This is a genomic window from Saccharothrix lopnurensis (assembly GCF_042658445.1).
Taxonomy (GTDB): domain Bacteria; phylum Actinomycetota; class Actinomycetes; order Mycobacteriales; family Pseudonocardiaceae; genus Actinosynnema; species Actinosynnema lopnurensis.
Window position 1 is genome coordinate 70,001 of sequence record NZ_JBHSQO010000014.1, and the last position, 25,162, is coordinate 95,162.

The 25,162-nt window shown below is 72.6% G+C and carries 25 protein-coding genes and 1 pseudogene; 17 read left to right on the forward strand and 9 right to left on the reverse strand.

Translation table 11 applies throughout. From position 1 onward, the window contains the following. Positions 1 to 23 precede the first annotated feature (23 nt). The 5 genes from ACFP3R_RS16140 to ACFP3R_RS16160 all read left to right on the forward strand — a co-directional run bounded on the left by ACFP3R_RS16140 (position 24) and on the right by ACFP3R_RS16160 (position 3,547). Positions 24 to 935, forward strand: a complete 912-nt coding sequence (locus ACFP3R_RS16140) for a DUF1996 domain-containing protein (RefSeq protein ID WP_380637014.1) — start codon at positions 24 to 26, stop codon at positions 933 to 935. Positions 936 to 1,275: 340 nt separating this feature from the next. Beyond that, a complete protein-coding gene (locus ACFP3R_RS16145) occupies positions 1,276 to 1,878 on the forward strand; it encodes a uracil-DNA glycosylase (RefSeq protein WP_380637015.1) in 603 nt (200 codons plus the stop codon). 231 nt (positions 1,879 to 2,109) lie between these two features. Continuing rightward, positions 2,110 to 2,346 (forward strand): hypothetical protein, encoded by a 237-nt coding sequence (locus ACFP3R_RS16150; protein WP_380637016.1) that lies wholly within the window; start codon positions 2,110 to 2,112, stop codon positions 2,344 to 2,346. A 103-nt stretch (positions 2,347 to 2,449) separates the two neighbouring features. Then, positions 2,450 to 2,923 carry a TspO/MBR family protein gene (locus tag ACFP3R_RS16155; protein ID WP_380637017.1) on the forward strand — a complete coding sequence of 158 codons (474 nt, stop codon included), beginning with the start codon at positions 2,450 to 2,452 and terminating at the stop codon, positions 2,921 to 2,923. A gap of 96 nt (positions 2,924 to 3,019) precedes the next feature. Further along, positions 3,020 to 3,547: a DinB family protein gene (locus tag ACFP3R_RS16160; protein WP_380637018.1), complete on the forward strand. Its 528-nt coding sequence runs from the start codon at positions 3,020 to 3,022 to the stop codon at positions 3,545 to 3,547. An 8-nt stretch (positions 3,548 to 3,555) separates the two neighbouring features. On the opposite strand, the gene ACFP3R_RS16165 is transcribed toward ACFP3R_RS16160, so the two are convergent. After that, complete coding sequence (locus ACFP3R_RS16165) at positions 3,556 to 4,002, reverse strand: cupin domain-containing protein (protein ID WP_380637141.1); 447 nt, start codon at positions 4,000 to 4,002, stop codon at positions 3,556 to 3,558. A gap of 71 nt (positions 4,003 to 4,073) precedes the next feature. Then, a complete protein-coding gene (locus tag ACFP3R_RS16170; RefSeq protein WP_380637019.1) occupies positions 4,074 to 5,645 on the reverse strand; it encodes a diguanylate cyclase domain-containing protein in 1,572 nt (523 codons plus the stop codon). Between the two features lie 182 nt (positions 5,646 to 5,827). Between ACFP3R_RS16170 and ruvC the strand changes: the two genes are divergently transcribed. The 10 genes from ruvC to ACFP3R_RS16220 all read left to right on the forward strand — a co-directional run bounded on the left by ruvC (position 5,828) and on the right by ACFP3R_RS16220 (position 16,562). Then, on the forward strand, positions 5,828 to 6,406 hold the full coding sequence (ruvC, locus tag ACFP3R_RS16175) for a crossover junction endodeoxyribonuclease RuvC (RefSeq protein WP_380637020.1): 579 nt from the start codon (positions 5,828 to 5,830) through the stop codon (positions 6,404 to 6,406). After that, positions 6,403 to 6,993: a Holliday junction branch migration protein RuvA gene (gene ruvA, locus ACFP3R_RS16180; protein WP_380637021.1), complete on the forward strand. Its 591-nt coding sequence runs from the start codon at positions 6,403 to 6,405 to the stop codon at positions 6,991 to 6,993. The genes ruvC and ruvA overlap by 4 nt, the downstream gene beginning before the upstream one ends. Beyond that, a complete protein-coding gene (gene ruvB / locus ACFP3R_RS16185) occupies positions 6,990 to 8,111 on the forward strand; it encodes a Holliday junction branch migration DNA helicase RuvB (protein ID WP_380637022.1) in 1,122 nt (373 codons plus the stop codon). Before ruvA ends, ruvB begins: the two co-directional genes overlap by 4 nt. A gap of 314 nt (positions 8,112 to 8,425) precedes the next feature. Next, entirely contained in the window at positions 8,426 to 8,800 is a 375-nt protein-coding gene (gene yajC / locus ACFP3R_RS16190; protein WP_380637023.1) for a preprotein translocase subunit YajC, read from the forward strand. Positions 8,801 to 8,958: 158 nt separating this feature from the next. Next, the gene (gene secD, locus ACFP3R_RS16195) at positions 8,959 to 10,803 is read left to right on the forward strand and encodes a protein translocase subunit SecD (protein ID WP_380637024.1); all 1,845 of its coding nucleotides are present in this window, start codon (positions 8,959 to 8,961) and stop codon (positions 10,801 to 10,803) included. A 1-nt stretch (position 10,804) separates the two neighbouring features. After that, on the forward strand, positions 10,805 to 12,010 hold the full coding sequence (gene secF, locus ACFP3R_RS16200; protein ID WP_380637025.1) for a protein translocase subunit SecF: 1,206 nt from the start codon (positions 10,805 to 10,807) through the stop codon (positions 12,008 to 12,010). Further along, positions 12,007 to 12,525, forward strand: a complete 519-nt coding sequence (locus ACFP3R_RS16205; protein ID WP_380637026.1) for an adenine phosphoribosyltransferase — start codon at positions 12,007 to 12,009, stop codon at positions 12,523 to 12,525. Before secF ends, ACFP3R_RS16205 begins: the two co-directional genes overlap by 4 nt. A 270-nt stretch (positions 12,526 to 12,795) precedes the next feature. Beyond that, the gene (locus ACFP3R_RS16210) at positions 12,796 to 15,099 is read left to right on the forward strand and encodes a RelA/SpoT family protein (RefSeq protein ID WP_380637027.1); all 2,304 of its coding nucleotides are present in this window, start codon (positions 12,796 to 12,798) and stop codon (positions 15,097 to 15,099) included. 225 nt (positions 15,100 to 15,324) lie between these two features. Then, a complete protein-coding gene (locus tag ACFP3R_RS16215; protein ID WP_380637028.1) occupies positions 15,325 to 16,128 on the forward strand; it encodes a DddA-like double-stranded DNA deaminase toxin in 804 nt (267 codons plus the stop codon). Continuing rightward, on the forward strand, positions 16,116 to 16,562 hold the full coding sequence (locus ACFP3R_RS16220; RefSeq protein ID WP_380637029.1) for an Imm1 family immunity protein: 447 nt from the start codon (positions 16,116 to 16,118) through the stop codon (positions 16,560 to 16,562). Before ACFP3R_RS16215 ends, ACFP3R_RS16220 begins: the two co-directional genes overlap by 13 nt. A gap of 296 nt (positions 16,563 to 16,858) precedes the next feature. Here the strand turns inward: ACFP3R_RS16220 and ACFP3R_RS16225 are convergent, their stop codons facing one another. Continuing rightward, entirely contained in the window at positions 16,859 to 17,725 is an 867-nt protein-coding gene (locus ACFP3R_RS16225) for a peptidylprolyl isomerase (protein ID WP_380637030.1), read from the reverse strand. A 144-nt stretch (positions 17,726 to 17,869) separates the two neighbouring features. Between ACFP3R_RS16225 and ACFP3R_RS16230 the strand changes: the two genes are divergently transcribed. Together ACFP3R_RS16230 and ACFP3R_RS16235 are read left to right on the forward strand one after the other, a co-directional pair. Continuing rightward, a complete protein-coding gene (locus tag ACFP3R_RS16230; RefSeq protein WP_380637031.1) occupies positions 17,870 to 18,571 on the forward strand; it encodes an MBL fold metallo-hydrolase in 702 nt (233 codons plus the stop codon). Between the two features lie 103 nt (positions 18,572 to 18,674). Further along, on the forward strand, positions 18,675 to 19,298 hold the full coding sequence (locus ACFP3R_RS16235; protein ID WP_380637032.1) for a hypothetical protein: 624 nt from the start codon (positions 18,675 to 18,677) through the stop codon (positions 19,296 to 19,298). A 12-nt stretch (positions 19,299 to 19,310) separates the two neighbouring features. Here ACFP3R_RS16235 and ACFP3R_RS16240 read toward each other — a convergent pair whose 3' ends face one another. The 6 genes and pseudogenes from ACFP3R_RS16240 to ACFP3R_RS16265 form a co-directional block, all read right to left on the reverse strand. Further along, a complete protein-coding gene (locus ACFP3R_RS16240) occupies positions 19,311 to 20,174 on the reverse strand; it encodes a spermidine synthase (RefSeq protein WP_380637033.1) in 864 nt (287 codons plus the stop codon). Positions 20,175 to 20,184: 10 nt separating this feature from the next. Then, a complete protein-coding gene (locus ACFP3R_RS16245) occupies positions 20,185 to 21,657 on the reverse strand; it encodes a YibE/F family protein (protein ID WP_380637034.1) in 1,473 nt (490 codons plus the stop codon). A gap of 135 nt (positions 21,658 to 21,792) precedes the next feature. Continuing rightward, positions 21,793 to 22,938, reverse strand: coding sequence for an AAA family ATPase (locus ACFP3R_RS16250; protein ID WP_380637035.1), 1,146 nt, complete (start codon positions 22,936 to 22,938; stop codon positions 21,793 to 21,795). After that, positions 22,935 to 23,435 (reverse strand): annotated as a pseudogene (gene pnuC / locus ACFP3R_RS16255) (nicotinamide riboside transporter PnuC); the annotation flags it as partial. The gene ACFP3R_RS16250 and the pseudogene pnuC, both read right to left, overlap by 4 nt. An 83-nt stretch (positions 23,436 to 23,518) precedes the next feature. Then, complete coding sequence (locus ACFP3R_RS16260; RefSeq protein WP_380637036.1) at positions 23,519 to 24,748, reverse strand: tyrosine-type recombinase/integrase; 1,230 nt, start codon at positions 24,746 to 24,748, stop codon at positions 23,519 to 23,521. Positions 24,749 to 24,766: 18 nt separating this feature from the next. Next, a complete protein-coding gene (locus ACFP3R_RS16265) occupies positions 24,767 to 25,006 on the reverse strand; it encodes a hypothetical protein (protein WP_380637037.1) in 240 nt (79 codons plus the stop codon). Positions 25,007 to 25,162 lie beyond the last annotated feature (156 nt).

Sequence of the window (25,162 nt, forward strand, 5' to 3'; positions counted from 1 at the left end):
CCCACGTCGGCAGGAGGACACAGGTGTCCCGAAAACTCAGCGCGCTGGTTGCCGCCTCGGCACTCGGCCTACTGGCATCCCTGCTTTCGGCAGGCTCGCCCGCCCGGGCGGACGACCTGGTCACGCACCACGAGTTCCAGGCCAACTGCTCGGTCACCCACCACCGCCCGGACGACCCGATCGTGTTCCCGCGACTGCCGGGCGCGTCGCACATGCACACGTTCCTCGGCAACCCCACCACGACCGCGAGCAGCACCAACGACTCGCTCAAGGCCGGGCAGACCAACTGCCGGACGCCCGACGACAAGTCGGCGTACTGGTTCCCCACGGTCTACAACGGCGACCAGGTCGTGCCGCCGACCGGCCCGCAGGTCGTCTACTACAAGTCCGGGATCCTGGACTACCGGCAGGTCCGGTCGTTCCCGCCGGGCCTGAGGTTCGTCGTCGGCAACCCGACGGCGAGCCAGGACGAGTTCCGCACCGCGCCCGGCGCGGTGGAGGGCTGGGAGTGCGGCGACAGCTTCAAGAACTGGGACATCCCGTCCTGGTGCGCGCCGGGCAGCCAGCTCAACGTCCGCTACCAGGCGCCCAGCTGCTGGAACGGGCGCGACCTCGACTCGGCGGACCACAGGTCGCACATGGCCTACCCGGTCCGCTCGACCCTCGTGTGCCCGGCGACGCACCCCGTCCCGGTGCCCATGCTGGAGTTCAAGATGGCGTTCCCGGTGTCCGGTGACATGTCGCGGGTGAGGCTCGCCTCGGGCCGCGGCTACACCTGGCACTACGACTTCATGAACGCCTGGGACGCGCCCACGTTGCAGGCGCTGGTCTCGCACTGCGTCAACGGCGGTCTCCAGTGCGACCCGCGCGGCTACGACCAGTACAAGCCGCACCGCGGCGCGGCGCTGGGCCCGGACTACCGCCTCCCGCGGTAGTCGCACCCGACCTCGCGGGGACGCCCAGGGCGTCCCCGCAAGGCCCCGCTCCCGGCGTCACAACCCTCGAACAGTCGCGAGTCGTACGTTCAGGTCGACCGTGTCGTACGTTCAGGACCCCCGAGTTCTACGTTCGCGTCGGTCGGGGAGCGGGGGCTCCCGCGGGCCGGTGCAGGCCGGATGGGTCCTGAATGTTGAACTCGGGGGTCCGGAACGTACGACACGATGGGTCTGAACGTACGACTCGCGATGGTTTCGTGACGCGCGGTGCGGGTGGCGGGGGCGGTGCCGCCCGGACGGCGGATGGTCGGGGTTCGGCCGTCCGGGGACGCTGCTGACCATGGATGTCTTCCCCACCGCGCCGAGAGCCCACCGCAACCCCGTGACCGTCGCCCGGAAGATGGCGCTGATCAAGGCGCCCCACATGGCGAAGCTGACGGAGTTCGCGCAGCGCATCGCGACCGAGCGGAAGGCCGAAGTCCCGCTGTTCGACCCGGCGGGGGGCGGGGTGAACAGCAAGGTCCTGCTGCTGCTGGAGTCGCCGGGCGCGGGCTCCGCCAAGTCCGGGATCAACTCGCTGGACAACGACGACCCGACCGCCGCCAACGGCTTCGCCGCCATGGGCGAGGCGGGGCTGTCGCGGCGGGTGTGCCTGGCGTGGAACGTGGTGCCCTGGAACCTCAACGGCCGCACGCCCACGCCCGCTGACCTGCGCACGGCCGTGCCGTACCTGGTGGAGCTGCTGCGGATGCTGTCCGACCTCAAGGCGGTGGTGGTGCTGGGCCGGCCGGCGGGCACCGGGTGGAACCTGTCCGGGCGCGGGCACAAGCTCAAGGTGTTCAACGCGCCGCACCCGTCGCCGCTGTCGATCAACCGCGACCGGACCGGGCGGTGGCCGCAGCTGGTGGACGCCTTCCGGCAGGCGTCGGCGGCGGCGGGCTGAACGGCTGGACGTGAGGGGCTGGGTGTGGAGGGGTGGGCTGAACGACTGGACGTGGAGGGGTGGGCCGAACGGTCGTACGCGGGGTGGTAGCCGGCGGAGTGCGGGCCGGTGGGTGGCGGAGTGCACGAAGTCGTCGTCGGTGCGGGGGTTCTCCCGGCACCGGGACGGCGGAGCCGGGCAGTCTCGGTCGCGACGAACGGGTGAGCGCGCCTGACCGCGGAGGAGACCGCCATGGACACCACCACCACCCCGAGGGACCGGGCCGTGCTGAGGGCTGTCGCCGACGGCCGCTGCGTGTACGCGGCCGGCACGCTCCTGGTCGACGGCATCGGCTGCTGCGACCAGTTCGCCGGACCGAGGCTGGTGCGGGCGGGGCTCATCGCGGCCGGGGTCGGGCCGGCCCGGCTGACCGCCGCCGGGCGGGCGCTGCTGGTGGCCGACGGGTCGGCTCGCCACGCCGCCGCTTGAGGTCGGTCGGGTCCGGCTGAGCCACCTGGACCCGGCCGAGCCGCCTGGCCACGCTTTCGCCGCTCGTCGTGCGGGAGCGGTGACGCCTTCCTAGCCTGGGGGTATGGCTCACCTGGCGGTGCGACGACCCCTGACCGGTCTGCTGGTGTTCGGCGCGGCGGTCGCCGCGACGGCGGTGATCGGCTCGCTGGCCGCCACCTCGTCGGCGGCCAAGTACGAGCGGCTCGCCACCCCGTCCTGGGCCCCGCCCACCTGGCTGTTCGGTCCCGTGTGGACGGCCCTGTACGTGTTGATCGCCATCTCCGGCTGGCTGTTCTGGAAGCGGCACGGCGCCACGTGGGAACTGGGGCTGTTCGCCGCCCAGCTGGTCCTCAACGCCGCCTGGACGCCGCTGTTCTTCGCCGCCGGCCGCTACGGCTGGGCCCTGGTCGACATCATCGCCCTGCTGGTCGTGGTCGTCGCCCTGATCGCCGCCTTCGGCCGCCGCCACCGGACCGCCGCGCTGCTGCTCGTGCCCTACCTCGCCTGGGTCGGCTTCGCGACCGCGCTCAACGCGAGCATCGTCGGCCTGAACTGAAACCGGGAAAATTCCCCCGTCGGTCGACATCGCGGACCGGAGTTGTCCGCAATAGGTCCTAGCTTGGTCCTGACACCGGAACGAAGGACGGGACCCATGACCACCGCGACCGCCACCACCACCGCCACCGAGCTCTCCGACCTGCTGGGCACCCTGGCCCTGCACCGCGGCTTCCTCCGCCACACCGCCCGGGACCTGACCGACGAGCAGGCCCGGCAGCGGCCGACCGCGAGCGAGCTGTGCGTCGGCGGGCTGATCAAGCACGTGGCCGAGACGGAGCGGAGCTGGCTGCGCTTCGCGATCGGCGGCGCCGAGCTCATGGAGATGCCGGACTACTCCTCGGACCAGGACCGGGACTGGGGCGCGGACTTCCGGATGGTCGGCGACGAGACGCTGGAGGGCCTGCTCGCCGCCTACGAGGAGACCGCCCGCGAGACCGAGCGCGCCCTCCAGGACCTCGACCTGAACACCGCCCACCGGCTCCCGGAGGCGCCCTGGTTCGAGTCCGGCGCCTCCTGGACCGTCCGCCGCGTCCTGCTGCACCTCATCGCCGAGACCTCGCAGCACGCGGGCCACGCGGACATCATCCGCGAGAGCATCGACGGCCAGAAGACGATGGGCTGACGGCGCGGTCAGAACCGGCACAGCCGGCGGACGTCCGCCGCGTGCCCGGGGTAGGCGCGGGCGAGGGTGTCGGCCGCGCCGAAGGTCACCGCGTCGTCGGTGTAGGGCGGCACCACCACCGTGCCCACCAGCGACCACCCGCCGACCGGCTCGCCCGCCTGCCACACCCCGGCGGGCACGACCACCTGCGGCCGCTGCCCCGCGGCGAGGTCCGGGCCCAGCACCGGTCGGGTCACGCCGCCGTCCGGGTGCAGCAGCAGCATCCGCAGCGGCGCGCCGCGGTGGTGGGCGTAGACCTCCAACCGGTCCAGCCGGTGCACGCCGGAGAACTCGCCCTCGCGCAGCAGGTAGTAGATCGCGGACGCCTCGAGCGAGCGCCACGACGGCCCGAACCACCCGCCCTCCACCGGCAGCTCGACCAACCCGAGCTCCGCGATCACCTCGTCCGCGCCCACCCCTCCGGCGCCCACCCCTCCGGCGCCCACCCCCGCGGTGCCCAACCCCGCGGTGCCCAACCCTTCTGGGCTCACGTCAGCTCCGGGTCCATCTCCGGGCCCATCTCCGGGCCCACCTCCGCACCCACCCCGGCCTCGACCGACCCGTGCACCACGACCGTCCCCTTGCCCAGCCGCTTGGCCGCGTACATCGCCGCGTCCGCTTGGCCCAGCAGGTCGTCCGCGGTCAGCGAGGGGTCGAACGCCCCCCGGTGCGAGATCCCGACCGACGCCCGTACCTCGTGCGCGCCCGCCGCGGTCCGGTGCGGCTCCCGCAGCGCCTCCAGCACCCGCCGCCCGATCTCCTCCGGCGGCTGCGGGTAGCCGTCCACCAGCACGCCGAACTCGTCCCCGCCCAGCCGCGCCACCACGTCCTGCGCCCGCACGCACCGCTGCAACCGCGAGGCCACGATCCGCAGCACCTCGTCACCCTCGGCGTGGCCGTGGTTGTCGTTGACGTCCTTGAACCCGTCCACGTCGATGAACAGCACCACCACCGGCGACGGCCCGGCCAGCGCCGCGTTCAGCCGCTCCCGGAACAGCGCCCGGTTGGCCACCCCGGTCAGCGGGTCGTGGTACGCCTGGTGCCGCAGCCGCTCCCGGCTCTCCCGCAGCTGGTCGAGCAGCCTCACGTTGTCGATCAGGGTCAGCAGCTGCCGCGCGATCACCAGCAGCACCACGCTCAGGCCGGCGTAGATCTCCAGCGGGTCCAGCCGCACCCCGGTCGCCGTGCCGACCACGATGAACAGGCCGGTGACCACCATCGGCAGGTACGGCACCAGCAGGTGCAGCAGCTCGCCCGCGCGCAGCCGCGCCGAGCCGCCGCGCTCCCGGCCGGTCCCGCTCGGCGCGATCGAGCCGAGGAAGAACAGCGCCGGGGACACCATGAAGCCGATGTCGGCGACCGTCGGGATGGCGGTGGCGCCCTTGCTCACCAGGTAGGCGAACACCCACCCCGACGCCGACTGCGCGAGGCCCGCCAGCGCGATGAACAGCACCGGCAGCTGCCGCACCGAGCGGTGCGTCCACGACGACACCAGCAGCACGACCAGCATCACCAGGTACGACGCCGGGTGCGCCACGACGGACGCGAACCCCAGCCCCGTGGTCGCCCACGCCCGGACCATCGACTCCAGCAGCGACACCCACGTCAGCACGAACAGCGAGCCGACGACGATCAGGCCGTCCAGCACGATCACCAGCCTGCTGCGGTTGCCCGGGAACGTGCCCGACCCGCCGTGCGACAGCACCACGACCGCGCACAGCGTCAACGCGGGCACCACCATGAACCCCAGCTGCGCCAGCGTCGAGGAGGGCAGCGCCACCCCCAGGAACACCTGGCCCCAGATCCACGCGCACAGGCCCACCACCAGGCTCGCCATCGCCGCGGCCATCCACAGCCGCCAGCGCCGGGCCGCGCCCTGCCGCGCCAGGCCCGCGCGCCAGTACGACAGCATCGCGGCGATCGCGGCGGTGAGCTGGGTGAACTTGTCCAGCGCCACGGAGGCGTGCCGGTCGAGCACACCGGAGACGACGAGGCACACCAGCACGAGGACCACGACGCAGACGGCAGTGGCGATGACGCCGAACCGCCTCAGGGTCATGGCACCCCGCCTATGCCGCGACTGGAGTCGATCAGGTGGACCGGGCCACTGTAGTGAGTTTGGTGACGCTGTGTCGATCGGGGGTTCCCGTTCGTCACCGTCCGCGTGTCAAGGGCGTGCGTGGCCGCCGCGACCTCTAGAGTTCGAACTGGTGTTCGCCCACGGGTCGAGGGGATTGCAGCGTGCGCGTGTTCGGGGTCGACCCGGGCCTGACCCGGTGCGGGTTCGGGGTCGTCGACGGAGGTCCCGGGCGCACCGTGCGCCCGGTGGCGGTGGACGTCGTGCGCACGCCCGCCGACGAGGACCTGGCGGTGCGGCTGCTCCAGCTCTCCGACGCCGTCGAGCGGTGGCTGGACACCTACCGGCCTGAGGTGGTGGCCGTCGAGCGGGTGTTCAGCCAGCACAACGTGCGCACCGCCATGGGCACCGCGCAGGCGGGCGGCGTGGTGGCGCTGTCGGCCGCGCGCCGCGGCCTGCCCGTCGTGTTCCACACGCCCAGCGAGGTCAAGGCCGCGGTCACCGGCTCGGGCCGCGCGGACAAGGCGCAGGTCACCGCCATGGTGACCAGGCTGCTCGGGCTCAAGACCGCGCCCAAGCCCGCCGACGCCGCGGACGCGCTGGCGCTGGCCATCTGCCACCTGTGGCGGGCGCCCATGAAGACGCGGATGGAGGAGGCGCAGGCGAGGGCGGCTGAACTGGCCAAGGCGCACCGCGCGAGACTGGCGCAAGCCGTCGCCAAGACCGGGAGGAATGCCCAGTGATCTCGTCGCTGCGCGGGCAGGTGCTGTCCATCGGGCTCGACCACGCGGTCGTCGAGGTCGGGGGCGTGGGCTTCGCCGTGCAGGCCACCCCCGCGACCCTGGCCTCGCTGCGCCGCGGCGAGGAGGCCCGACTGGCCACCTCGCTGGTCGTCCGCGAGGACTCGCTGACCCTGTTCGGGTTCGCCGACGCCGAGGCGCGCGAGCTGTTCGGGTTGCTCCAGACGGTGTCCGGGATCGGGCCGCGGATCGCGCTGGCGACGCTGGCCGTGCTGGAGCCGGACAAGCTGCGGGCGGCGCTGGCCGAGGGCAACATCACCGTGCTGACCCAGGTGCCCGGCATCGGCCGCAAGGGCGCCGAGCGGCTGATCATCGAGCTGCGCGACAAGGTCGGCCAACTCGCCTCCGCGCCCGACGCGGTGAGCGACTCCGGCCGGGTCCGCACCCACGTCACGGAGGCCCTGCTCGGCCTCGGCTTCCCGGCGAAGCAGGCCGAGCAGTCCGTGGACGCCGTGCTGGCCGCGGACGGTTCGCTGGGCACCTCCGAGGTGCTGCGCCGGGCCCTCGCCGCCCTGGGCCGCAAGCGATGAGCCACCCGGAGGAGCGCGTCGGGGAGCATGTCGGGGCGCACGCCGGTGACTACGCCGGCGACTACGAGGCGTATCCGGAGGAGGACACCCTCAACCCGCTGCCCGACCCGACCGAGCGCGACGTCGAGACCACCCTGCGGCCGAAGGACCTGGGCGAGTTCGTCGGCCAGCCGAAGGTCCGCGAGCAGCTGGAGCTGGTGCTGCACGGTGCGATGCGGCGGGGCTCGCCACCGGACCACGTGCTGCTGTCCGGCCCGCCCGGACTGGGCAAGACCAGCCTCGCCATGATCATCGCCGCCGAGCTGGGCGCGTCCCTGCGCATCACCTCCGGCCCGGCCCTGGAGCGCGCGGGCGACCTGGCCGCGATGCTGTCCAACCTGGTCGAGGGCGACGTGCTGTTCATCGACGAGATCCACCGGATGGCCCGGCCCGCCGAGGAGATGCTGTACCTGGCGATGGAGGACTTCCGCGTGGACGTGGTCGTCGGCAAGGGGCCCGGCGCGACCAGCATCCCGCTGGACATCGCGCCGTTCACCCTGGTCGGCGCGACCACCCGGTCCGGCGCGCTCACCGGGCCGCTGCGCGACCGGTTCGGCTTCACCGGCCACATGGAGTTCTACAGCCCCGACGAGCTGGACCTGATCCTGCGCCGCTCGGCGGGAATCCTCGGCGTCGACCTCCGCGCGGACGGGGCCCGGGAGATCGCGGGCCGGTCGCGGGGCACGCCCCGCATCGCCAACCGGCTCCTGCGCCGCGTGCGGGACTACGCGGAGGTGCGGGCCGACGGCGCGGTCACGCTGGAGGTGGCCCGGGACGCCCTGGCCGTCTACGACGTGGACGAGCTGGGGTTGGACCGGCTGGACCGGGCGGTGCTCGGCGCGCTGGTCCGCTCGTTCGGCGGCGGGCCGGTGGGGGTGTCCACGCTGGCCGTGGCCGTGGGGGAGGAGCCCACGACGGTCGAGGAGGTGTGCGAGCCGTACCTGGTGCGCGCCGGGATGCTGGCCCGGACGCTGCGCGGCCGGGTGGCCACCGCCACCGCGTGGCTGCACCTGGGGCTCCAGCCGCCCGCGCGGGCGCCGGGCGAGAACACCCGGCCGCTGTTCGACGACGCGGGCTGAAGACCCGGCCGGCCGGGGACGGGTCGACCGGCGGACGCCCCGCTGTGGGCGCGCCTGTCGAGACGGGCCCGCCGGGGTCGTTCGGCCGGGCGAACCGGTCGAACCGGCCGAAGATCCCCGGTCGGGGCCGTGCCGGTCGGGCGCGGGCTGGTCAGGGGCCGGCCGGGGGCTTGAGGCGGGGCCCGCCGCGTGGTTGGGTGACGCCTGCGGGTGACCGGGATTGCTGACCTGGCACAATCAGGACCAGCCCCCAGAAAATCGGATGTTCCGGGCGCACCTACACGTGGCTCGCACGTCCGGCTGATCGGAGAATCATGGAATCCTTGCTCTTCCCGCTGATGCTCGTGCTGCTCGCGGTGCCGCTGTTCCTCAGCGCCCGGAAGCAGAAGCGCGCGGTCGCGGAGCAGCAGGCCCTGCTGTCGTCCTTGGAGCCGGGTGACCGGATCATGACCACCTCCGGGCTGTTCGCGACCGTCGCCGACGCGAGCGACGACACCACGATCGACCTGGAGACCGCCCCCGGCGTGGTGACCACCTGGCTGCGCCAGGCCGTCCGCGAGAAGGTCGCCGTCGAGGACGGGACCACCGACGCGGTGGTCGACGACGTCGACGACGAGACCCCGACGACCGAGCACGACGTGGTGGTGCAGGACGTCAAGGAGCCCGTGCAGCACGACACCAAGAAGTAGTCCCCGCGGGGAGGGGCGGGCGCCCGCCGGGCGCTCCCACCTGGCCCGGAGCCGGCAACTGTGAAAGCGCCGACTCCGGGCAGTGACGCGCAGCTCACACCACGAGCGGTACGCTGCGCCCTCGCTGACCTTGTCAACTATCAGGAGACGGACGGACCGTGGCACCTCCGGCCGGGCAAATCCGCCCCGCGAAGTACCTGGGCGCATTTGTCCTCATCGTGGTCGCGCTGTACTCCCTGGTGTTCTTCACCGGGAACGGCAAGGCGACACCCAAGCTCGGTATCGACCTCCAGGGTGGCACGCGCGTCACGCTGACCGCCCGCGCTCCTGACGGCCAGGCCCCCTCCGACGAGTCGCTCGACCAGGCCCGCGAGCTCATCGAGACGCGCGTCAACGGCCTGGGCGTGCTCGGCGCGGAGGTCGTCCGGGACGGCAGCAACCTGGTGATCACGGTCCCCGGTTCCGACAGCGAGGGCGCCAAGCGGCTCGGCCAGACCGCGAAGCTGAACTTCCGCAAGGTCATCGGCGCCCCGGTGCCGAACGCCCAGCCGGAGCCCGCCCCGTCCACGACCGGCAGCGCGGCGCCCACCTCGGGCTCCGAGGCGCCGGCCACGACCGGCAGCGGCGCGCCGTCCGAGTCGGCGTCCGCGCCGACCACGACCGCCCAGGGCCGCCCGGCCCCGATGCAGGCCCAGCCGGAGACCACGACCGCGCCGCCGGCGGACACCCCCGCCCCGCCGACCGACCCGTCCGCGCCCGCCGGCGAGCCGTCGGCCCCGCCCGAGCCGCAGGTGGACTGCCGCGCGGTGTTCGGCGGCCAGTACTCCGAGGAGACCCCCAGGGCCATCGAGGAGGCCCGCACCTGCCGGCAGGACCCGCAGCTGACCACGCTGGACGCGCAGACCGTCTCGCAGGCGCTGGGCGCGTTCACCTGCCCCACGGTCGACCCGCTGCTCGGCAACGACGACCCGAACCTGCCGCTGCTGACCTGCAACCGGGAGAAGACCGAGAAGTTCGTCCTCGGCCCGGTGTTCCCGCCGAACGACGGCAGCGTCCAGGACGACGACTACAGCCTGTACTCGCGGCTGACCGGCGAGGACATCGACGACGCCATCTCGGGCACCGACCCGCAGGGCGCCGGCTTCATCGTCAACCTCACCTTCAAGGGCGAGGGCGGTGAGAAGTGGGGCAAGTTCACCTCGGCGAACGTGCAGCAGCAGGTCGCCGTGGTGCTGGACAGCGAGGTCGTGTCCGCGCCCAACATCAACGAGCCCATCCTGGGCGGCAGCACGCAGATCAGCGGCCAGTTCTCCCAGGCCGACGCGACCGGCCTGGCCAACGTGCTCAAGTACGGCTCGCTGCCGCTGTCGTTCGAGGCGTCCGAGGCCGAGACCGTGTCCCCGACGCTGGGCCTGGCCTCGCTGAAGGCGGGCCTGCTCGCGGGCGGCATCGGCCTGGCGCTGGTGTTCCTGTACTGCCTGTTCTACTACCGCCTGCTCGGCGTGCTGACGATCCTGTCGCTGGTGCTCTCCGGCGGCATCGTCTACGCGGTGCTCATCCTGCTCGGCCGCTGGATCGGGTTCACCCTCGACCTCGCGGGCGTCGCCGGGTTCATCGTGTCCATCGGTATCACCGCGGACTCGTTCGTGGTGTTCTTCGAGCGGTTGAAGGACGAGGTGCGCGAGGGGCGGTCGTTCCGCTCCGCGGTGCCCCGGGCGTGGGTGCGCTCGCGGCGGACGATCCTGTCGGCGGACACGGTCAGCTTCCTCGCCTCGGCCATCCTGTACGTGATCGCCGTCGGCCAGGTGCGGGGCTTCGCCTTCACCCTCGGCATGTCGACCGTGCTCGACCTCATCGTGGTCTTCCTGGTCACGCACCCGCTGGTCGTCCTGGTCTCCAAGACGAAGAAGCTGTCCAGCCCGAAGCTGACCGGTCTCGGTGGCGCCGTCCAGGCGGCCGTCGAGGACCGGGCCGCCAAGGGCACCGCCGTGAAGGGGGCCTGACGTGTCCGAGCCCAAGAAGCTTGGCATTTTCCAGCGGCTCTACGTCGGCAACGGCGCGTTCGACATCATCGGCAAGCGCAAGCGCTGGTACGCGATCTTCGGCCTGGTCCTGCTGGTCTGCGTGCTGTCGATCGTGCTCCGGGGCTTCAACCTGGGCATCGACTTCACCGGCGGCACCCGGGTCCAGCTGCCCGCGCAGAGCTCGGCCGGCACGATCACGGTCGAGCAGGCCCAGGAGAGCTTCACCAAGGCGCTGGGCGAGGACCCGACGGCCGTGCAGACCGTGGGCACCGGCGAGTCGGCGACCATCCAGATCCGGTCGGAGACGCTGGACGCCGACCAGGTCGCCAAGCTCAAGACCGGCCTGAACGAGGACCTCCAGCCCACCGGCGGGGTCCAGGCCATCAGCGACAGCGCCGTGTCGGCGTCCTGGGGCGGCGCGATCACCACGCAGGCGCTGATCGCCCTCGCGGTGTTCTTCGTCGCCGTGATGATCTTCCTGGCGCTGTACTTCGAGCTGTCCATGGCGATCGCCGCGCTGGTCGCGGTGGTGCACGACGTGGTGATCACGGCGGGCATCTACTCGCTGGTCGGCTTCGAGGTCTCGCCGGCGACGGTGATCGGTCTGCTGACCATCCTCGGCTTCTCGCTGTACGACACGGTGGTGGTGTTCGACAAGGTCAAGGAGAACACCCGGGGCCTGCTGGGCCTGACCCGCCGCACCTACGGCGAGGCGGCCAACCTGGCGGTCAACCAGACCCTGATGCGGTCGATCAACACCTCGCTGATCGCGCTGCTGCCGGTGCTGGGCCTGCTGGCGATCGGCGTCGGCCTGCTCGGCGTGGGCACGCTGAAGGACCTCGCGCTGGTGCAGCTGGCGGGTATGGCGGTCGGCGCGCTGTCGTCCATCTACATCGCCACCCCGGTCGCGGTGGACCTGAAGATGCGCGACGCGCGCTACAAGGCGCAGGCCGCCCGCGTGCGGGCCCGGCGGGAGAACCTGGCCCGCAAGGCCGCCGCCGGCGAGGCGGGCGTGCTCGCGGAGACCACCGCGGACGAGTCGATCCTCGTGGAGTCGAGCGACGACGAGGCGTTGCAGGCCGAACTGCGGCGGGAGAAGGCCCTGACCGCGGCGGCGGGCGCCCCGTCGCGCACGGCCAAGTCGGCCGACTCCCGTCGTCGGCCGACCGGCAAGAAGCACCGTTGAAGCTCGATCGAGCGCTCGACCTGATGCGTGAGGTCCCGGACTTCCCCCGGCCGGGGGTCGTCTTCCGGGACCTCACGCCCGTTTTCGCCGACCCCGACGCGCTGCGCGCCGTGGTCGACGGGCTCCAGGGCGGGATCGACCCGGACACGCAGGTGGTCGCGGCGATCGAGTCGCGGGGGTTCCTGCTCGGGGCGGCGCTGGGGTACGGGTGGGGGTACGGGGTCGTGCCGCTGCGCAAGCCCGGGAAGCTGCCGGCCGTGGCGCACCGGGTGTCCTACGCGCTGGAGTACGGCGAGGCGACCCTGGAGCTGCCGGCCGAGGCCGTCCTGCCCGGTCAGCGGGTCGTGGTCGTGGACGACGTGCTGGCCACGGGCGGCACGGCGGCGGCCGCGTGCGAGCTGGTGGAGGCCGCGGGCGGGGTGGTGACCGGGGTGTCGGTGGTGCTGGAGATCCCCGGGTTGGGCGGTCGGGAGCGGTTGGGCGGGCGACGGGTGGACGCGCTGCTCGCGGTGTAGGCGGGTGGCCGGTCGGCTGCCGTTCTGCCGCCCGCGGGTGGTCGGCCGGTGTCCTCGGCTGGGCGCGCCGGGTGTTCGTACTCCATTCGGGCAAGGCCGGCCGGCGGGTCCGGGAACGCGGTGGGAGCGTGTTCACGCAGGTCGGTGCGCGACCCGTGCGGCCGAAGCCCGGGGTGCTGTTCGTCGTGTGAAGTGCGCCGCTCATCGGTTCGCGCACGGAGCAACCCGCCCGACGGAGTTATCCTCGGTTCCTAGACCCGAGGAGCGTGGTTGAGCCAGGACATCGAATCCGCCCAGTCGTCGCCGCAGCCGGTGCCCGCGCGGCCCCCCTCGGCGACCAGGCGCGTGCGCGCGAGGCTGGCCCGTCGGATCACCGCCCAGCGGGCCGCACCGGTCAAGCAGGTGCTCGAACCGCTGGCCGCGGTGCACCGGGACCTGCACCCGAAGGCCGACCTGGCGCTGCTCCAGCACGCCTACGACGTCGCGGAGGAGAAGCACCGCCCGCAACGGCGGAAGTCCGGCGATCCCTACATCACCCACCCGCTGGCCGTGGCGACGATCCTCGCCGAGCTGGGCATGGACACGACCACGCTGGTCGCCGCCCTGCTCCACGACACGGTCGAGGACACCGACTACTCGCTGGACCAGCTGCGCGTCGACTTCGGCAACGAGGTGGCGCTGCTGGTCGACGGGGTCACCAAGCTCGACAAGGTCAAGCTGGGCGCGGCGGCCGAGGCCGAGACCATCCGCAAGATGGTCATCGCCATGGCCAAGGACCCGCGCGTGCTGGTCATCAAGCTCGCCGACCGGCTGCACAACATGCGCACCATGCGCTTCCTGCCGCCGGAGAAGCAGGCCCGCAAGGCGCGGGAGACGCTGGAGGTGCTGGCCCCGCTGGCGCACCGGCTGGGCATGGCCACGGTGAAGTGGGAGCTGGAGGACCTGGCGTTCGCCATCCTCCAGCCGAAGAAGTACGACGAGATCGTGCGGCTGGTCGCGAACCGGGCCCCGTCCCGCGACACCTACCTCAGCGGCGTGATCAACGAGCTGTCGCAGCAGCTGGAGGGCGCGCGGATCACCGCCAAGGTGGAGGGCCGCCCGAAGCACTACTACTCGATCCACCAGAAGATGATCGTGCGCGGTCGCGACTTCGACGACATCCACGACCTGGTGGGCGTGCGGATCCAGGTGGACGAGGTCCGCGACTGCTACGCGGCGATGGGCGTGGTGCACGCGCTGTGGCAGCCGATGCCCGGCCGGTTCAAGGACTACATCGCCCAGCCCCGGTTCAGCGTGTACCAGTCGCTGCACACGACCGTGATCGGACCGGACGGCAAGCCGCTGGAGGTGCAGATCCGGACCTACGACATGCACCGCACGGCCGAGTACGGCATCGCGGCGCACTGGCGGTACAAGGAGACCCGGGGCACGCACAGCGGCAAGGGCGTCGAGGTCGACGAGATGGCCTGGATGCGCCAGCTGCTGGACTGGCAGCGCGAGGCCGCCGACCCCGGCGAGTTCCTGGAGTCGCTGCGGTTCGACCTGGCGGCGCGCGAGATCTTCGTGTTCACCCCCAAGGGCGACGTGGTGACGCTGCCGACGGGGTCCACGCCCGTCGACTTCGCCTACGCCGTGCACACCGAGGTGGGGCACCGCTGCATCGGGGCGCGGGTGAACGGCCGGCTGGTCGCGCTGGAGCGCAAGCTGGAGAACGGCGAGGTCGTCGAGATCTTCACCTCGAAGGCGGAGGGCGCCGGGCCGTCCCGGGACTGGCTGTCGTTCGCCGCCTCGCCCAGGGCCAAGGCCAAGATCAAGCAGTGGTTCGCGAAGGAGCGCAAGGAAGAGGCCATCGAGGTCGGCAAGGACGCCATCGCGAAGGAGGTCCGCCGGGTCGGGCTGCCGCTCCAGCGGCTGGTGTCGGCCGATTCGATGGGCGCGCTGTCGAAGGAGCTGCACTACCCGGACGTGTCCGCGCTGTACGCGGCCGTGGGGGAGGGGCACACCTCCGCGCGGCACGTGGTGCAGCGGCTCGTGGCCCAGCTGGGCGGGGTCGACCACGCCGAGGACGAGCTGGCGGAGCGGTCCACGCCGTCCACGGTGGCCCGGCGGCGGGTCACCGGCGACGCCGGCGTCATCGTCCGGGACGCCGCCGACGTGTGGGTGAAGCTGGCGCGGTGCTGCACGCCGGTGCCCGGGGACGACATCCTGGGGTTCGTCACGCGCGGGGGTGGGGTTTCCGTCCACCGGACGGACTGCACCAACGCGGACGAGTTGCTGAGGACGCCCGAGCGGTTGCTGGACGTGGAGTGGGCGCCGTCGTCGTCGTCGGTGTTCCTGGTGGCCATCCAGGTGGAGGCGCTGGACCGGCACCGGTTGTTGTCCGACGTGACGAAGGTGCTGGCCGACGAGAAGGTGAACATCCTGTCGGCTTCGGTGACGACGTCGCGGGACCGGGTGGCGGTGTCGCGGTTCTCGTTCGAGATGGGGGACCCGAAGCACCTGGGGCACGTGTTGAAGGCGGTGCGGTCGGTGGAGGGCGTGTACGACGTGTACCGCGTGACCTCGGCCTCGTAGTTCCTTCTCGGGCTTGTCGGGTTCACGGGCTGTCGCTCGCCGCTGGGCTGGCCGCCGGGGGAGGGGCGTGGGCTCGTGGTCTCCAACTGCCCGCCCCCGACCCGTCGCACCACCGGACTCGTCGGCGGCTCCGGGTCTGCTGAAAGTCCTTGCTCGCGGGTGGCCGGTTGCGGCCGGTCGTTGTTGGGCCCCTGTGCCACGCTGAGGCGGCGAGGAGGGGTACAGGTGGCGTCGACCCGGGAGGTGGCCGCACAGGTCCGGGCCGCGTGTGCGAAGGGCGCGCAGGGGTTGGCCGCGCTGGAGCAGGCGGAAGACCTGGCCCAGGAGGCGCGTGACGTGGTGGCCCGCGCGGTGGAAGGCGCGCGTCACCTCGAAGCGGGTGGGGCGCAGGTGCTGTCCGCGTTCGCCGGGGTGGTGGATGCGTGCAAGGGCCACCTGTGGCCGCTGCTCAACGAGGCCGTGAAGGCCGCTGAGAACTGTGCGGATCATCTGGCGGCTGAGGGCACCCCCGACCTGGACCCGGCTGCTCAGCGGCCCGTGCGGCTACGACCGACACAGCCGCAGCAGTTCTCGGCCCGGCAGGCCGAACCCGATGACCCGCCCGTGGTCCCGTCCGAACGGGTTGAACAGCTGCGGCGCGAGTTGTCCTCGCCCGTGGTGCCCAACAGCGGCCAGAAGACACACGGGCGGTGGATCGCGCCCGACGGCACTGTTCGAGCGGTTCGCAGTGGGTTCGACCATGATTCCGCGTTGGTCCAGAACCAATTGGCCCGGATGGGGATGCCGGGCGGTTCCGGGCGTTCCGGGGACGTGGAACAGAAGTTGGCGGCGCACATGGTGGCGAACGGCATCAAACACGCCACACTGGTCATCAATCACCGGCCGTGTCGCGGGCGCGACGATTCATGTGACACCCTCGTGCCGATCCTCCTGCCGGAAGGATCGACTTTGACGGTGCACGGACAAACCGCCGCCGGTGTCCGAACCCGCATCCGTTATACAGGAGGAGCCCGACCGTGGTGGACCTAGAGGCGTGGTACGACGAGGAACAGGACGACGCCGTAACCGTCCGAACCCAGGCTGAACTGGACGCCGTGCTGGACGCCGTGGCCGCGTGGGACGGTCGGGTGATCGTGCACCTGAAACCAGCCCGGCCGGTGGACGTGAACATGCGCCGAAGGACCCTGGATGTCGGCGTGCACGGCAACAGCGATCGGGGTGCGCTCGTCTACGACTCACCGGATGGGCGTTGGTACAGCAAAGCCGCGTTCGACACGAGCGCGAACCGGGATGAACGAATCCTGTACTACTACATGAATTCGGACACCGAATATCCGGCCGACTCCGAAATCGCGTTGGACGTGGTGCGCCAAGCCGCACACGAGTACCTGGCCACGGAGGGGCAGCGGCCGACCTCTCCCACCTGGCAGACACCCCCCGCGTGGTACCCGACGGCCGAGTGACGGCCCCGGAACGGCCATCGCGGGGGGCCGCGAGTCGCACGTTCAGACCGCGCGAGTCGAACGTTCGGGACCACCGTGTCGAACGCTCGGGACGGGTGAGTTCTACGTTCGGGATCGTCGGGTCGAACGTTCGGGATCGGTGGGTTCTGCCTTCGGTGCGCGTGCGGGCGGCGTCAGCGAAACGTCAGTGGCCCTTGCGACCATGCGGTGTGTCGGCCCCGGTGGGCTGACGAATGGGGAAGGCGCAGGGGCCCGGCAACCCGTGGGGGTTGTCGGGCCCCTGCGTACGTCTTCGCTCAGGCGACCGTGACGGTCTCGAACTTCACTTCCTTGTTCGGCTTGCCGCCGCCGGGGGAGGGGTCGAAGGAGCCGTCGTGGCCGGCTCGGGCCACGTCGTCGACCAGCTTCAGGCCCTCTTCGTCCAGGCTGCCGAAGACCGTGTAGTCGGGCGGGAGCTGGGCTTCACCGAAGACGATGAAGAACTGGCTGCCGTTGGTGCCCTTCTTGGTCTGCTCGTCGGTGCCGGCGTTCGCCATCGCCAGGTAGCCGCGGCCGTAGGTGAGTTCCGGCCACGTCTCGTTGTCGAAGGTGTAGCCCGGACCGCCGGAGCCGCTGCCGGTCGGGTCGCCGCACTGGAGCATCTGGAGGCCCTGGGTGCCGATGCGGTGGCACGTGGTGCCGTCGTAGTAGCCCTGCTCGGCGAGGCTGATGAAGCTGTTCACCGTGCACGGCGCGAGGGCGCGGTCCAGGGTCAGCTTCAGCTCGCCGATGTTGGCCTTGACGGTGGCCGCGGCGGTGCCGGTGGAGGCGATGCCCGCGGCCTCGGGGGCCTTGGTGCCCTCCTTGGCGGCCGGCTCCGAGGACGCCGGGTACTCGCAGTTCACCGGGTTCGCGAGCGCCGTCGGCCGGGTCGGCAGGGGCAGGACCTCGGTCGGGATGTCGACCGGCGCTGCGCTCGTGGACGACGCGGCGGCGGCGTCGGTCGGCGTGTCCGGGTCGTTGGCGAAAGCGATGAAGTACACGCCGCCCGCCACCAGGACCACCGCGGTGGCGGTCGCGATGATGGCGACCGTGCGGCGCCGCTTCGCGCGCTCGACCCTGCGGGCGAGCTGACGTTCCAGCTTCCGCTTCGCCTGCTCGCGGCGCTGTACGTTCGTCGGCACCTCAGACCTCCCTGGCTTTCCCGTCGACGGCGACGATCGGTGAGCAGTCTAGGGGGCTCGTATATAGCCGGTGTATGCCGGATAGGCTGCTTGAGGGGTCCGCCGGGATCCGTTGTCGATCCGTTGCCGTTGAGAGGTGCTCCCGTGCTGGTGATCGGGTTCCCGACCGGCCCGCTCCAGGCCAACTGCTACCTGCTGGCCGCGGACGTCGGCGAGCCGTGCCTGATCGTCGACCCGGGGCAGGGCGCGACCGAGCCGATCGCCGCCGCGCTGCGGGAGCACCGGCTGTCCCCGGTGGCGGTGCTGCTCACGCACGGGCACTTCGACCACTGCTTCTCCGTCGCGCCGGTGTGCGACGGCAACGACGTGCCGGCGTGGGTCCACCCGGACGACCGCTGGATGCTGTCGGACCCGGTGCGGGGCATGGGGGCCGGGTCGCGGGCCATGTTCGGCGGGAACCTGGAGCTGCGCGAACCCCGCGAGGTGCGCGAGCTGGCCGACGGCGCGGAGCTGGACCTGGCCGGGTTGCGGCTGACCGTCGACCACTCGCCGGGGCACACCGGCGGGTCGGTGATGTTCCGCACCGGCACCGAGGAGGGCGGGCGGCTCGTGCTGGCGGGCGACACGCTGTTCGCCGGGTCCATCGGGCGCACGGACCTGCCGGGCGGCGACCACGCCGCGATGCTGACGTCGCTGCGCACGAAGGTGCTGACGATGGCCGACGACACGGTGGTGCTGCCCGGCCACGGGCCGACGACGACCATCGGTCGCGAGCGCGCCGGCAACCCGTTCCTGGTGGACCTGGGTGACGGGGACGCGCCGGCCCCGCCTCGCCGAGGGCTGTAGTGGGCACCTCGCCCGCCCCCGGGGCGGCGATCGGTCGGTGTGCGGTTCGAGGAGTCGGTGCCGGGCGTCCGGCACCGCGTGCGGACGTGGAGGCGTTGGGCCGGTGAGCGAGCGGATCCCCCTGGACCTGCTGGACCCGAAGGCGGTGCGCAAGCGCGCCCGGACGGTCGCGATCGGCGCGCTGATCGTCGCCGCCGCGTTCGGCGGGTTGCTGGGCCTGCTCGCCGGGCGGACGGCCGGGCTGGTCGCGGCGGCGGTGTTCGCCGTGCCGCTGCTGCTGCTGGCGGTCTCGGAGGCGCGGCGGCGGGTGTGGCTGGAGGGGCACGTGCTGTCGGTGCGCGCCTTCGGCACGCGGTCGGTGGACCTGCGCGCCGCCGACCAGCTGGACCTGCTGGTGACCGACATGCGCGGGACGCGGACGGTCGGGCTGCTCGTGCGCGGCGGCGGGAAGGCGATCAACCTGGCGCTGGCCCTCTACGCGGGCACGGGCGGGCGCGAGCAGGGCGTCCTGCCGCTGCGGCGGCTGGCCGACGTGCTGGCCGGGCGGGGTGACGCGCCGGGGCTGGTGTTCTCCGAGCTGCTGGTGGCGCAGCTGCGGGCGGAGGCGCGCGGGCTGGCCGCGGCCGACCGGCCGCTGTACCGGCTGGGCTCGATGGCGCCCTCGGGGCGGCTGGCGCAGAAGCTGAACCCGGACGCGATCTCGCGGTTCGTCTCGACGCTGGACTGAAGCGGCCCGCCGCTAGTCGTCCGGCAGGCCCCAGGTCCCCTTCGGGGGCGGCGGCGACGGGGTGGCGTTCTGGTCGGTGGTCGGGGGCATCCCGCCGATGAAGCGGGTCAGCGAGGTGTCGTGCTCGACCCGCCCCGGGAACGGGTCGCCCGCGGTGCGGCGGGTCAGGGCGGCCACCGGCAGTTCCGCGTGCGAGGCCACCAGGACGAAGTTGCCGAAGCGGCGCCCGCGGAAGACGGTGGGCTCGGCCAGCACGCAGACGTGCCGGAAGACGGCCCGCACGGTGGCCGCCTGGGACTTGGCGAACGCCAGGCCGCCGCCGTCGCCGATGTTGGCCGCGTAGACGCCGCCGGGGCGCAGGGTGCGGGCCGCCTGGTTGACGAACTCGATCGAGGTCAGGTGGGCGGGGGTGCGGGCGCCCGCGAACACGTCGGTCACCACCAGGTCGAACGTCGCCTCCGGGGCCTTGACGAGCACGGCGCGCGCGTCGCCGGTGCGGATGCGCAGCCGCCAGTTGCGGTCCAGCGGGAGCACGCCGCGGACCAGGGACACCAGCGCCGCGTCGATCTCGACCACCTGCTGGCTGGAGCGGGGCCGGGTGGTGGCGATGTAGCGCGGCAGGGTGAAGGCCCCGCCACCCAGGTGCAGGGCCCGCACGGGCGCGCCGGGGTCGGCCACCAGGTCGGCCACGTGGCCCAGGCGGCGCACGTACTCGAACTCCAGGTGGGTCGGGTCGTCCAGGTCGACGTGGGACTGGGGCGTGCCGTTGAGGCGCAGCGTCCACGCCCGGGGGACGTCCGGGTCGGGGACGAGTTCCGCGATGCCCGAGTCGACCTCCCTGGTGATCGTCTCGTCGGCCTTCCGGATGCGTCCCACGCCGGACAACCTATCCCGGCGGCGGCGCCCCCGCGTCACCCACCGGACGCGGCGACCGCCGGTCGTCCGGCGCGGTCCGCGCGCGCCGGGGCCGCCGCCAGGGGCCCTTGGCCGGGTCGTAGCCGGTGCGCAGGTCGCCCGACACCCGGTGCCGGCGCAGGTCCGGCTCGCGGTACGGGGTGGGTTCCTCCGGGGCCTCCCGCGCGTCCTCCCGCTCGGTCCCCGGCCCGGTCGGCCCGGTCGGCCCGGGCTCCGGGGCCGCCGCGTCGGGCACGGGCTCGCGGTTGGCCACGAACGCGGCCAGCGCGGTGGTGATCGGCACCGCCGCGACCAGGCCGATGCTGCCCACCAGGGTCCGCACGACCTCCTGCGCCACGTCCTGCGCGGTCAGGACCTCGCCCAGGGTGCGCCCGGAGAGCGAGAACGCCAGCAGCAACGGCAGCGCCGTGCCCGCGTACGCCATGACCAGCGTGTTCACCACCGACGACAGGTGGTCCCGGCCGATCCGCGACCCGGCCGCGTACAGCTCGCCGAACCCCAGCGCCGGGTTGGCCCGCCGCAGCTCCCACACCGCGCTGGTCTGGGTCACGGTCACGTCGTCCAGCACGCCGAGCGCGCCGATGATCGTGCCCGCCAGCAGCAGCCCCCGCGTGTCGATGCCGTGGCCGAGCAGCGCCACCAGGTTCGCGCTGTCCTGGTCGAGCCCGGTGAGCTTCGAGAACGCCGAGAACGCCGCGCCCAGCACGCCGATCAGCGCCAGGCTCGCCAGCGTCCCCAGCACCGCCGTGGACGTGCGCGCGGAGACCCCGTGCGTCAGGTACAGCACCACGAACATGATCAGCCCGGCGCCGACCACGGCCACCGCCAGGGGGCTCTCACCGGCCAGGATCGCGGGCAGCACGAACACCACCAGCACCACCAGGCTCAGCGCCAGCGCGCCCAGCGCGGCCAGGCCCCGCCAGCGGCCCAGCAGCAGCACCGCCGCCGCGAACAGCAGCCCCAGCAGCAGCAGCGGCACGCCGCGCTGGAAGTCGGCCAGCTGGTAGGACGAGTTGTCGTTCGGGTCGCCGCCGCCGTAGGACAGCACCACCGCGTCGCCGACCGCGAAGCTCGGCGTGCCCGGCTGGTCGGGCACCGGGACCCGCACGTCCCGGCCCGCCGCCGCGCCGTCGGTCACCCGCACGGTGACCAGCACGCAGCCGGTCGCGCCGGGCTGCCCGGTGTCGGGCCCGCACCCGCCCCGGGCCACGGCGGTCACGTCGCCGCGCACGGGCACCTGGGTGATGCCGGCCTCCGCGCCCGTGGGCTGGTCCCGCCCGAACGGGTGGAGCAGGACCGCGCCGACCGCGGTGGCCAGCACCAGCGGCAGCAGCAGGACCAGCAGCAGCGTGCGCACCCGTCGGGAGGCCGGTTCGGTGGGCCCGCCGTGCCCGTGGCCGTGGCCGTGTGCGGCGATGAGGTCCTTGGCGTGCACGGCGCACATACTGCCCGAACCGGTTCCGGCGTCCGCGTTCCGGACGGTTCGGTGCGGGTCCCGCGCCGGCCGCTCCGGTCGGCGCGGTCGCGGGCGCCGCCCGGAGCGGCGAGGACGAGCGGGCGTTCGCGGTGTGCCGATCGGCTACCCGGCCGACGACCGCGTGCCGCCGGACCCGCGCCGAGGGTCGCCGGACCGGGTGCCGGCCACCGCCTGGCCCAGCGGGTCGGTGAACCGGAAGTGCCGGGCGACGGCCTCCTCGCAGCTCTCCAGCGCCTGCCGCAGCCGCTGGTCCGGCGGTCCCGTGACCAGCCGCCACGGCACGCCGCGCGCCGCCAGGCCCTCCCGGAACAACCCGGTCATCCACGCGCGCAGGTGCTCGCCGTCCCGCCACCCGTCCTGCTCGAACGGCACGCCCACGTGGTCGGTCAGCAGGTACAGGGCGGGGCGGGGGGCGTCCGGCGCGACGTCCGGGCGCGGCGCGCCCAGGTACCGGTGGGCCCAGGCGGTCGCGGCCCACGGGTCGTTGTCGCACACCAGGACCGGCCCGGACACCGCGGCGTCGGACAGCTCGCCCTGCCGCCGCGCCACGTCCTGGAAGTCGCCGACCGTCCACACCAGACCCCCCACGTCGGCGCCGGGGTCGAACGCGCGGGCGGCGACGAGCTTGGCCTCGGTGTGCGCGCGGCCGTACTCGGGCACCCAGGGCGCGCCGAGGTGCTCCGCGAGCTGCCGCGACAGCGTGGTGGTGCCGGTGCTCTCGGCCCCGAGGACCACGACCCGCGCGCACAGGCCGACGCGGGTCGCCCGTGCCAGGTGGCCCCAGTGCGCCCGGGGGTCGGCCCGCACGGCGGTGCCGGACACCGGGAACGCGGTGCGGTCCAGGTCGACCAGCACGTGCCGCGCGCCCAGCCGCCGGGCCATCTCGTCGCCGTAGCGCTCGCTGGTGAACACCGCGTCCACGGCCGCCGAGGACGGGTCGCCGTCCAGGATGGCGCGCCGGGCGAGCACCGCCCGCGCCACGCCCATGTGCAGCTCCCACACGGCGTCGCTGCCGAAGTCCATCTCGTGGTCGTCGACGTCGCCCAGGACCACCAGTCCGGGCGTGCCCGCGTGCTCGGCGCGCAGCCACGCCACCCGGTCGGCCACCGGGATCGACTCCGCGCGGGAGGCCAGCACGGTCACCGTGGTGCGCCGGCTGCGCGCCGCGGCCGTGCGGATGAGGTTGTGGTGCCCGGCGTGGGGCGGGTAGAACTTGCCGAGCACGAGTGCGTGGTCGAAGTCGGTCACGCGGCGACCACCTCGTCCGCGCGCAGCGCCTTCGTCCAGTTGCGCAGACCGAGCACGCACAGGGCCATGAAGCCGACGTAGAGGATCGCGGTCAGCCACAGGTCCTCGTAGGCGTACAACGGGACGTAGATGACGTCCGCGGCGATCCAGAGCCACCAGCACTCGACCTTCTTGCGGGTCTGGCCCCACGTCGCCAGCAGCGAGAGCGCCGTGGTCGCGGAGTCCGCCCACGACACCGTGGAGGAGGTGAACGAGGTGAGCACCCACACCAGCAGCAGCGTGCCCGCGACGCCCGCCGCCAGCAGCGACCACCACTGCGCCCGCGTGGTGCGGCTCACCGGCAGCGCGGAGTGGTCCGCACCACCGCGCAGCCACGCCCACCAGCCGTACAGCGCGAGTGCGATGTAGACGACCTGGAGGCCGGAGACCGCGTACAGGTCGGAGGTCGCGAACAGCACCAGGAAGGCGAGGTTGTTGAGGATGCCGATCGGCCAGTTGAGCGGGAACTGTCGGGGGGTTCAGGGGCACCGTGGATGACATGCGGCGGGGCACCTGACCATGATCCACATCTACAGATTCTCTACAGATCCGGCGTAGAGGGTGCCAGGGCGGTGCCGAGGGCCGCGTCGATCAGGGAGCGGGACCGCTCCACATCCTCGTCCGGCCAGTAGCCCAGGTACGTATCGAGCGTAACGGACGCCTTGGCGTGACCCAAGGCCAATTGCACGTTCTTCACGTGCGCCCCGGCGTGGATCAGCACGGTGGCGAAGAAGTGGCGCAGCGAATGGAGGCCGTAGGTCTTGGTCGGCAGGCCGGCGGCGACGATCGCGGGCACCCAGAATTTCTCTGACCACCACGAGCGGCGCATCAGCTGTCCGCGCCCGTCCGGGAACAGCATGACCGCGTTTCGCTCGACGACCTTGTCCGGGTCCGTGCGGTCGACGATCGGGATCGCTTCGGGGAGGTATTCCCGGATGTGACGGCCGAGCAGTTCCGCCGCGATGGCCGGCAGTTCGACGGTGCGGCGGCTGAGCTTGGTTTTCGGCGGGCCGAGGTACAGCCCGTGTGTGGACTGCACCACCTGCTGTCGCACGTGGACCTCGCGCCGGTCGAGGTCGATCGCGGAGCGCTCCAAGCCGAAGATCTCGCCCTGCCTCAGGCCGCAGCTGGCCGCCAGCTGCACCGCGGCCTGATATGGGGCGTCCGTCGCCGAGGTCAGCGCGTGCACCTCGGACGGCGTGGGGATGGCGTACTGACGGTCGGACAGCTCGGGCAGCTTGATGCCCACGCACGGGGTGCGGCCGATCACGTGGTCGATGACGGCCTGCGTGAACAGCGGCGCGACGACCCCGCCGTAGATGTTGTGGACCGTGCTGGCCGAGAGTCCCTTGCCCCGCACCTCGGCTACCCACGACCGGATCATGTCGGGGTGCACCGCGCCGATCGACAGGTGCCCGAGCGCGGGCGCGACGTGGTTGCGCCAGTTGCGTTCGAGCTGGTCGATGGTCGACTGCCGCAACATCAGGCCCTTGAGCCACGTCTCGCCGTACTCCGACACCCGGGTCTTCCCGGCGCCCGGGTCGACGTAGCGGCCCCGGTTGAGCGCGTCCGTGATCGAGGCGGCGAGGGCTTCGGCGTCGGGCTTCCGGTCGCGCGTCTCGGTGCGGGTGGCGCCGGTGTAGGGGTCGATCCACCGGACCCGCCAGCGCGAGCCCTTGCCGTGGTCCCGGAGCTTGCGCTTCTTGCCGGTCTCTGGGTCCGGCTTGGACGACCACCACAGGTCGTCGACGGCAGCCTTGGTACCTGCCACGCTTCCCCCTCTGGGTATTCAGGCGTCGCGCACGATGCGCAGACGCGGACTGGATGGACGGTCTTCGGGCGGCCGGTGTGGTCGGCCGTCGCCGACGGCGCGGAGCTCGGCCCACACCGGCTCGCCGGTGGGTCCGGTGACGATCGCGCGGCCCTGGCACAGCAGGCGCAGGCCGAGCAGCATCGCGTCCCCGACGTCGCGCCACCGGGTGAGGTGCTTGCTGATCATGATCACGTGCTCGTCGTGGTCGACGACCACGCGTTCGGGCTCCCACTCCGCTGTACGGAGAGTGACGCCCCCCAAGAGCAGTGCTACGGCGTACGTGTGGGCCAGTAGCGCGAACGGGTCTCCTGTCGTCACCCGGATATCGTGCACATTTACGGCGAATGAACCAAGGGTTACCAACCGGTAGCC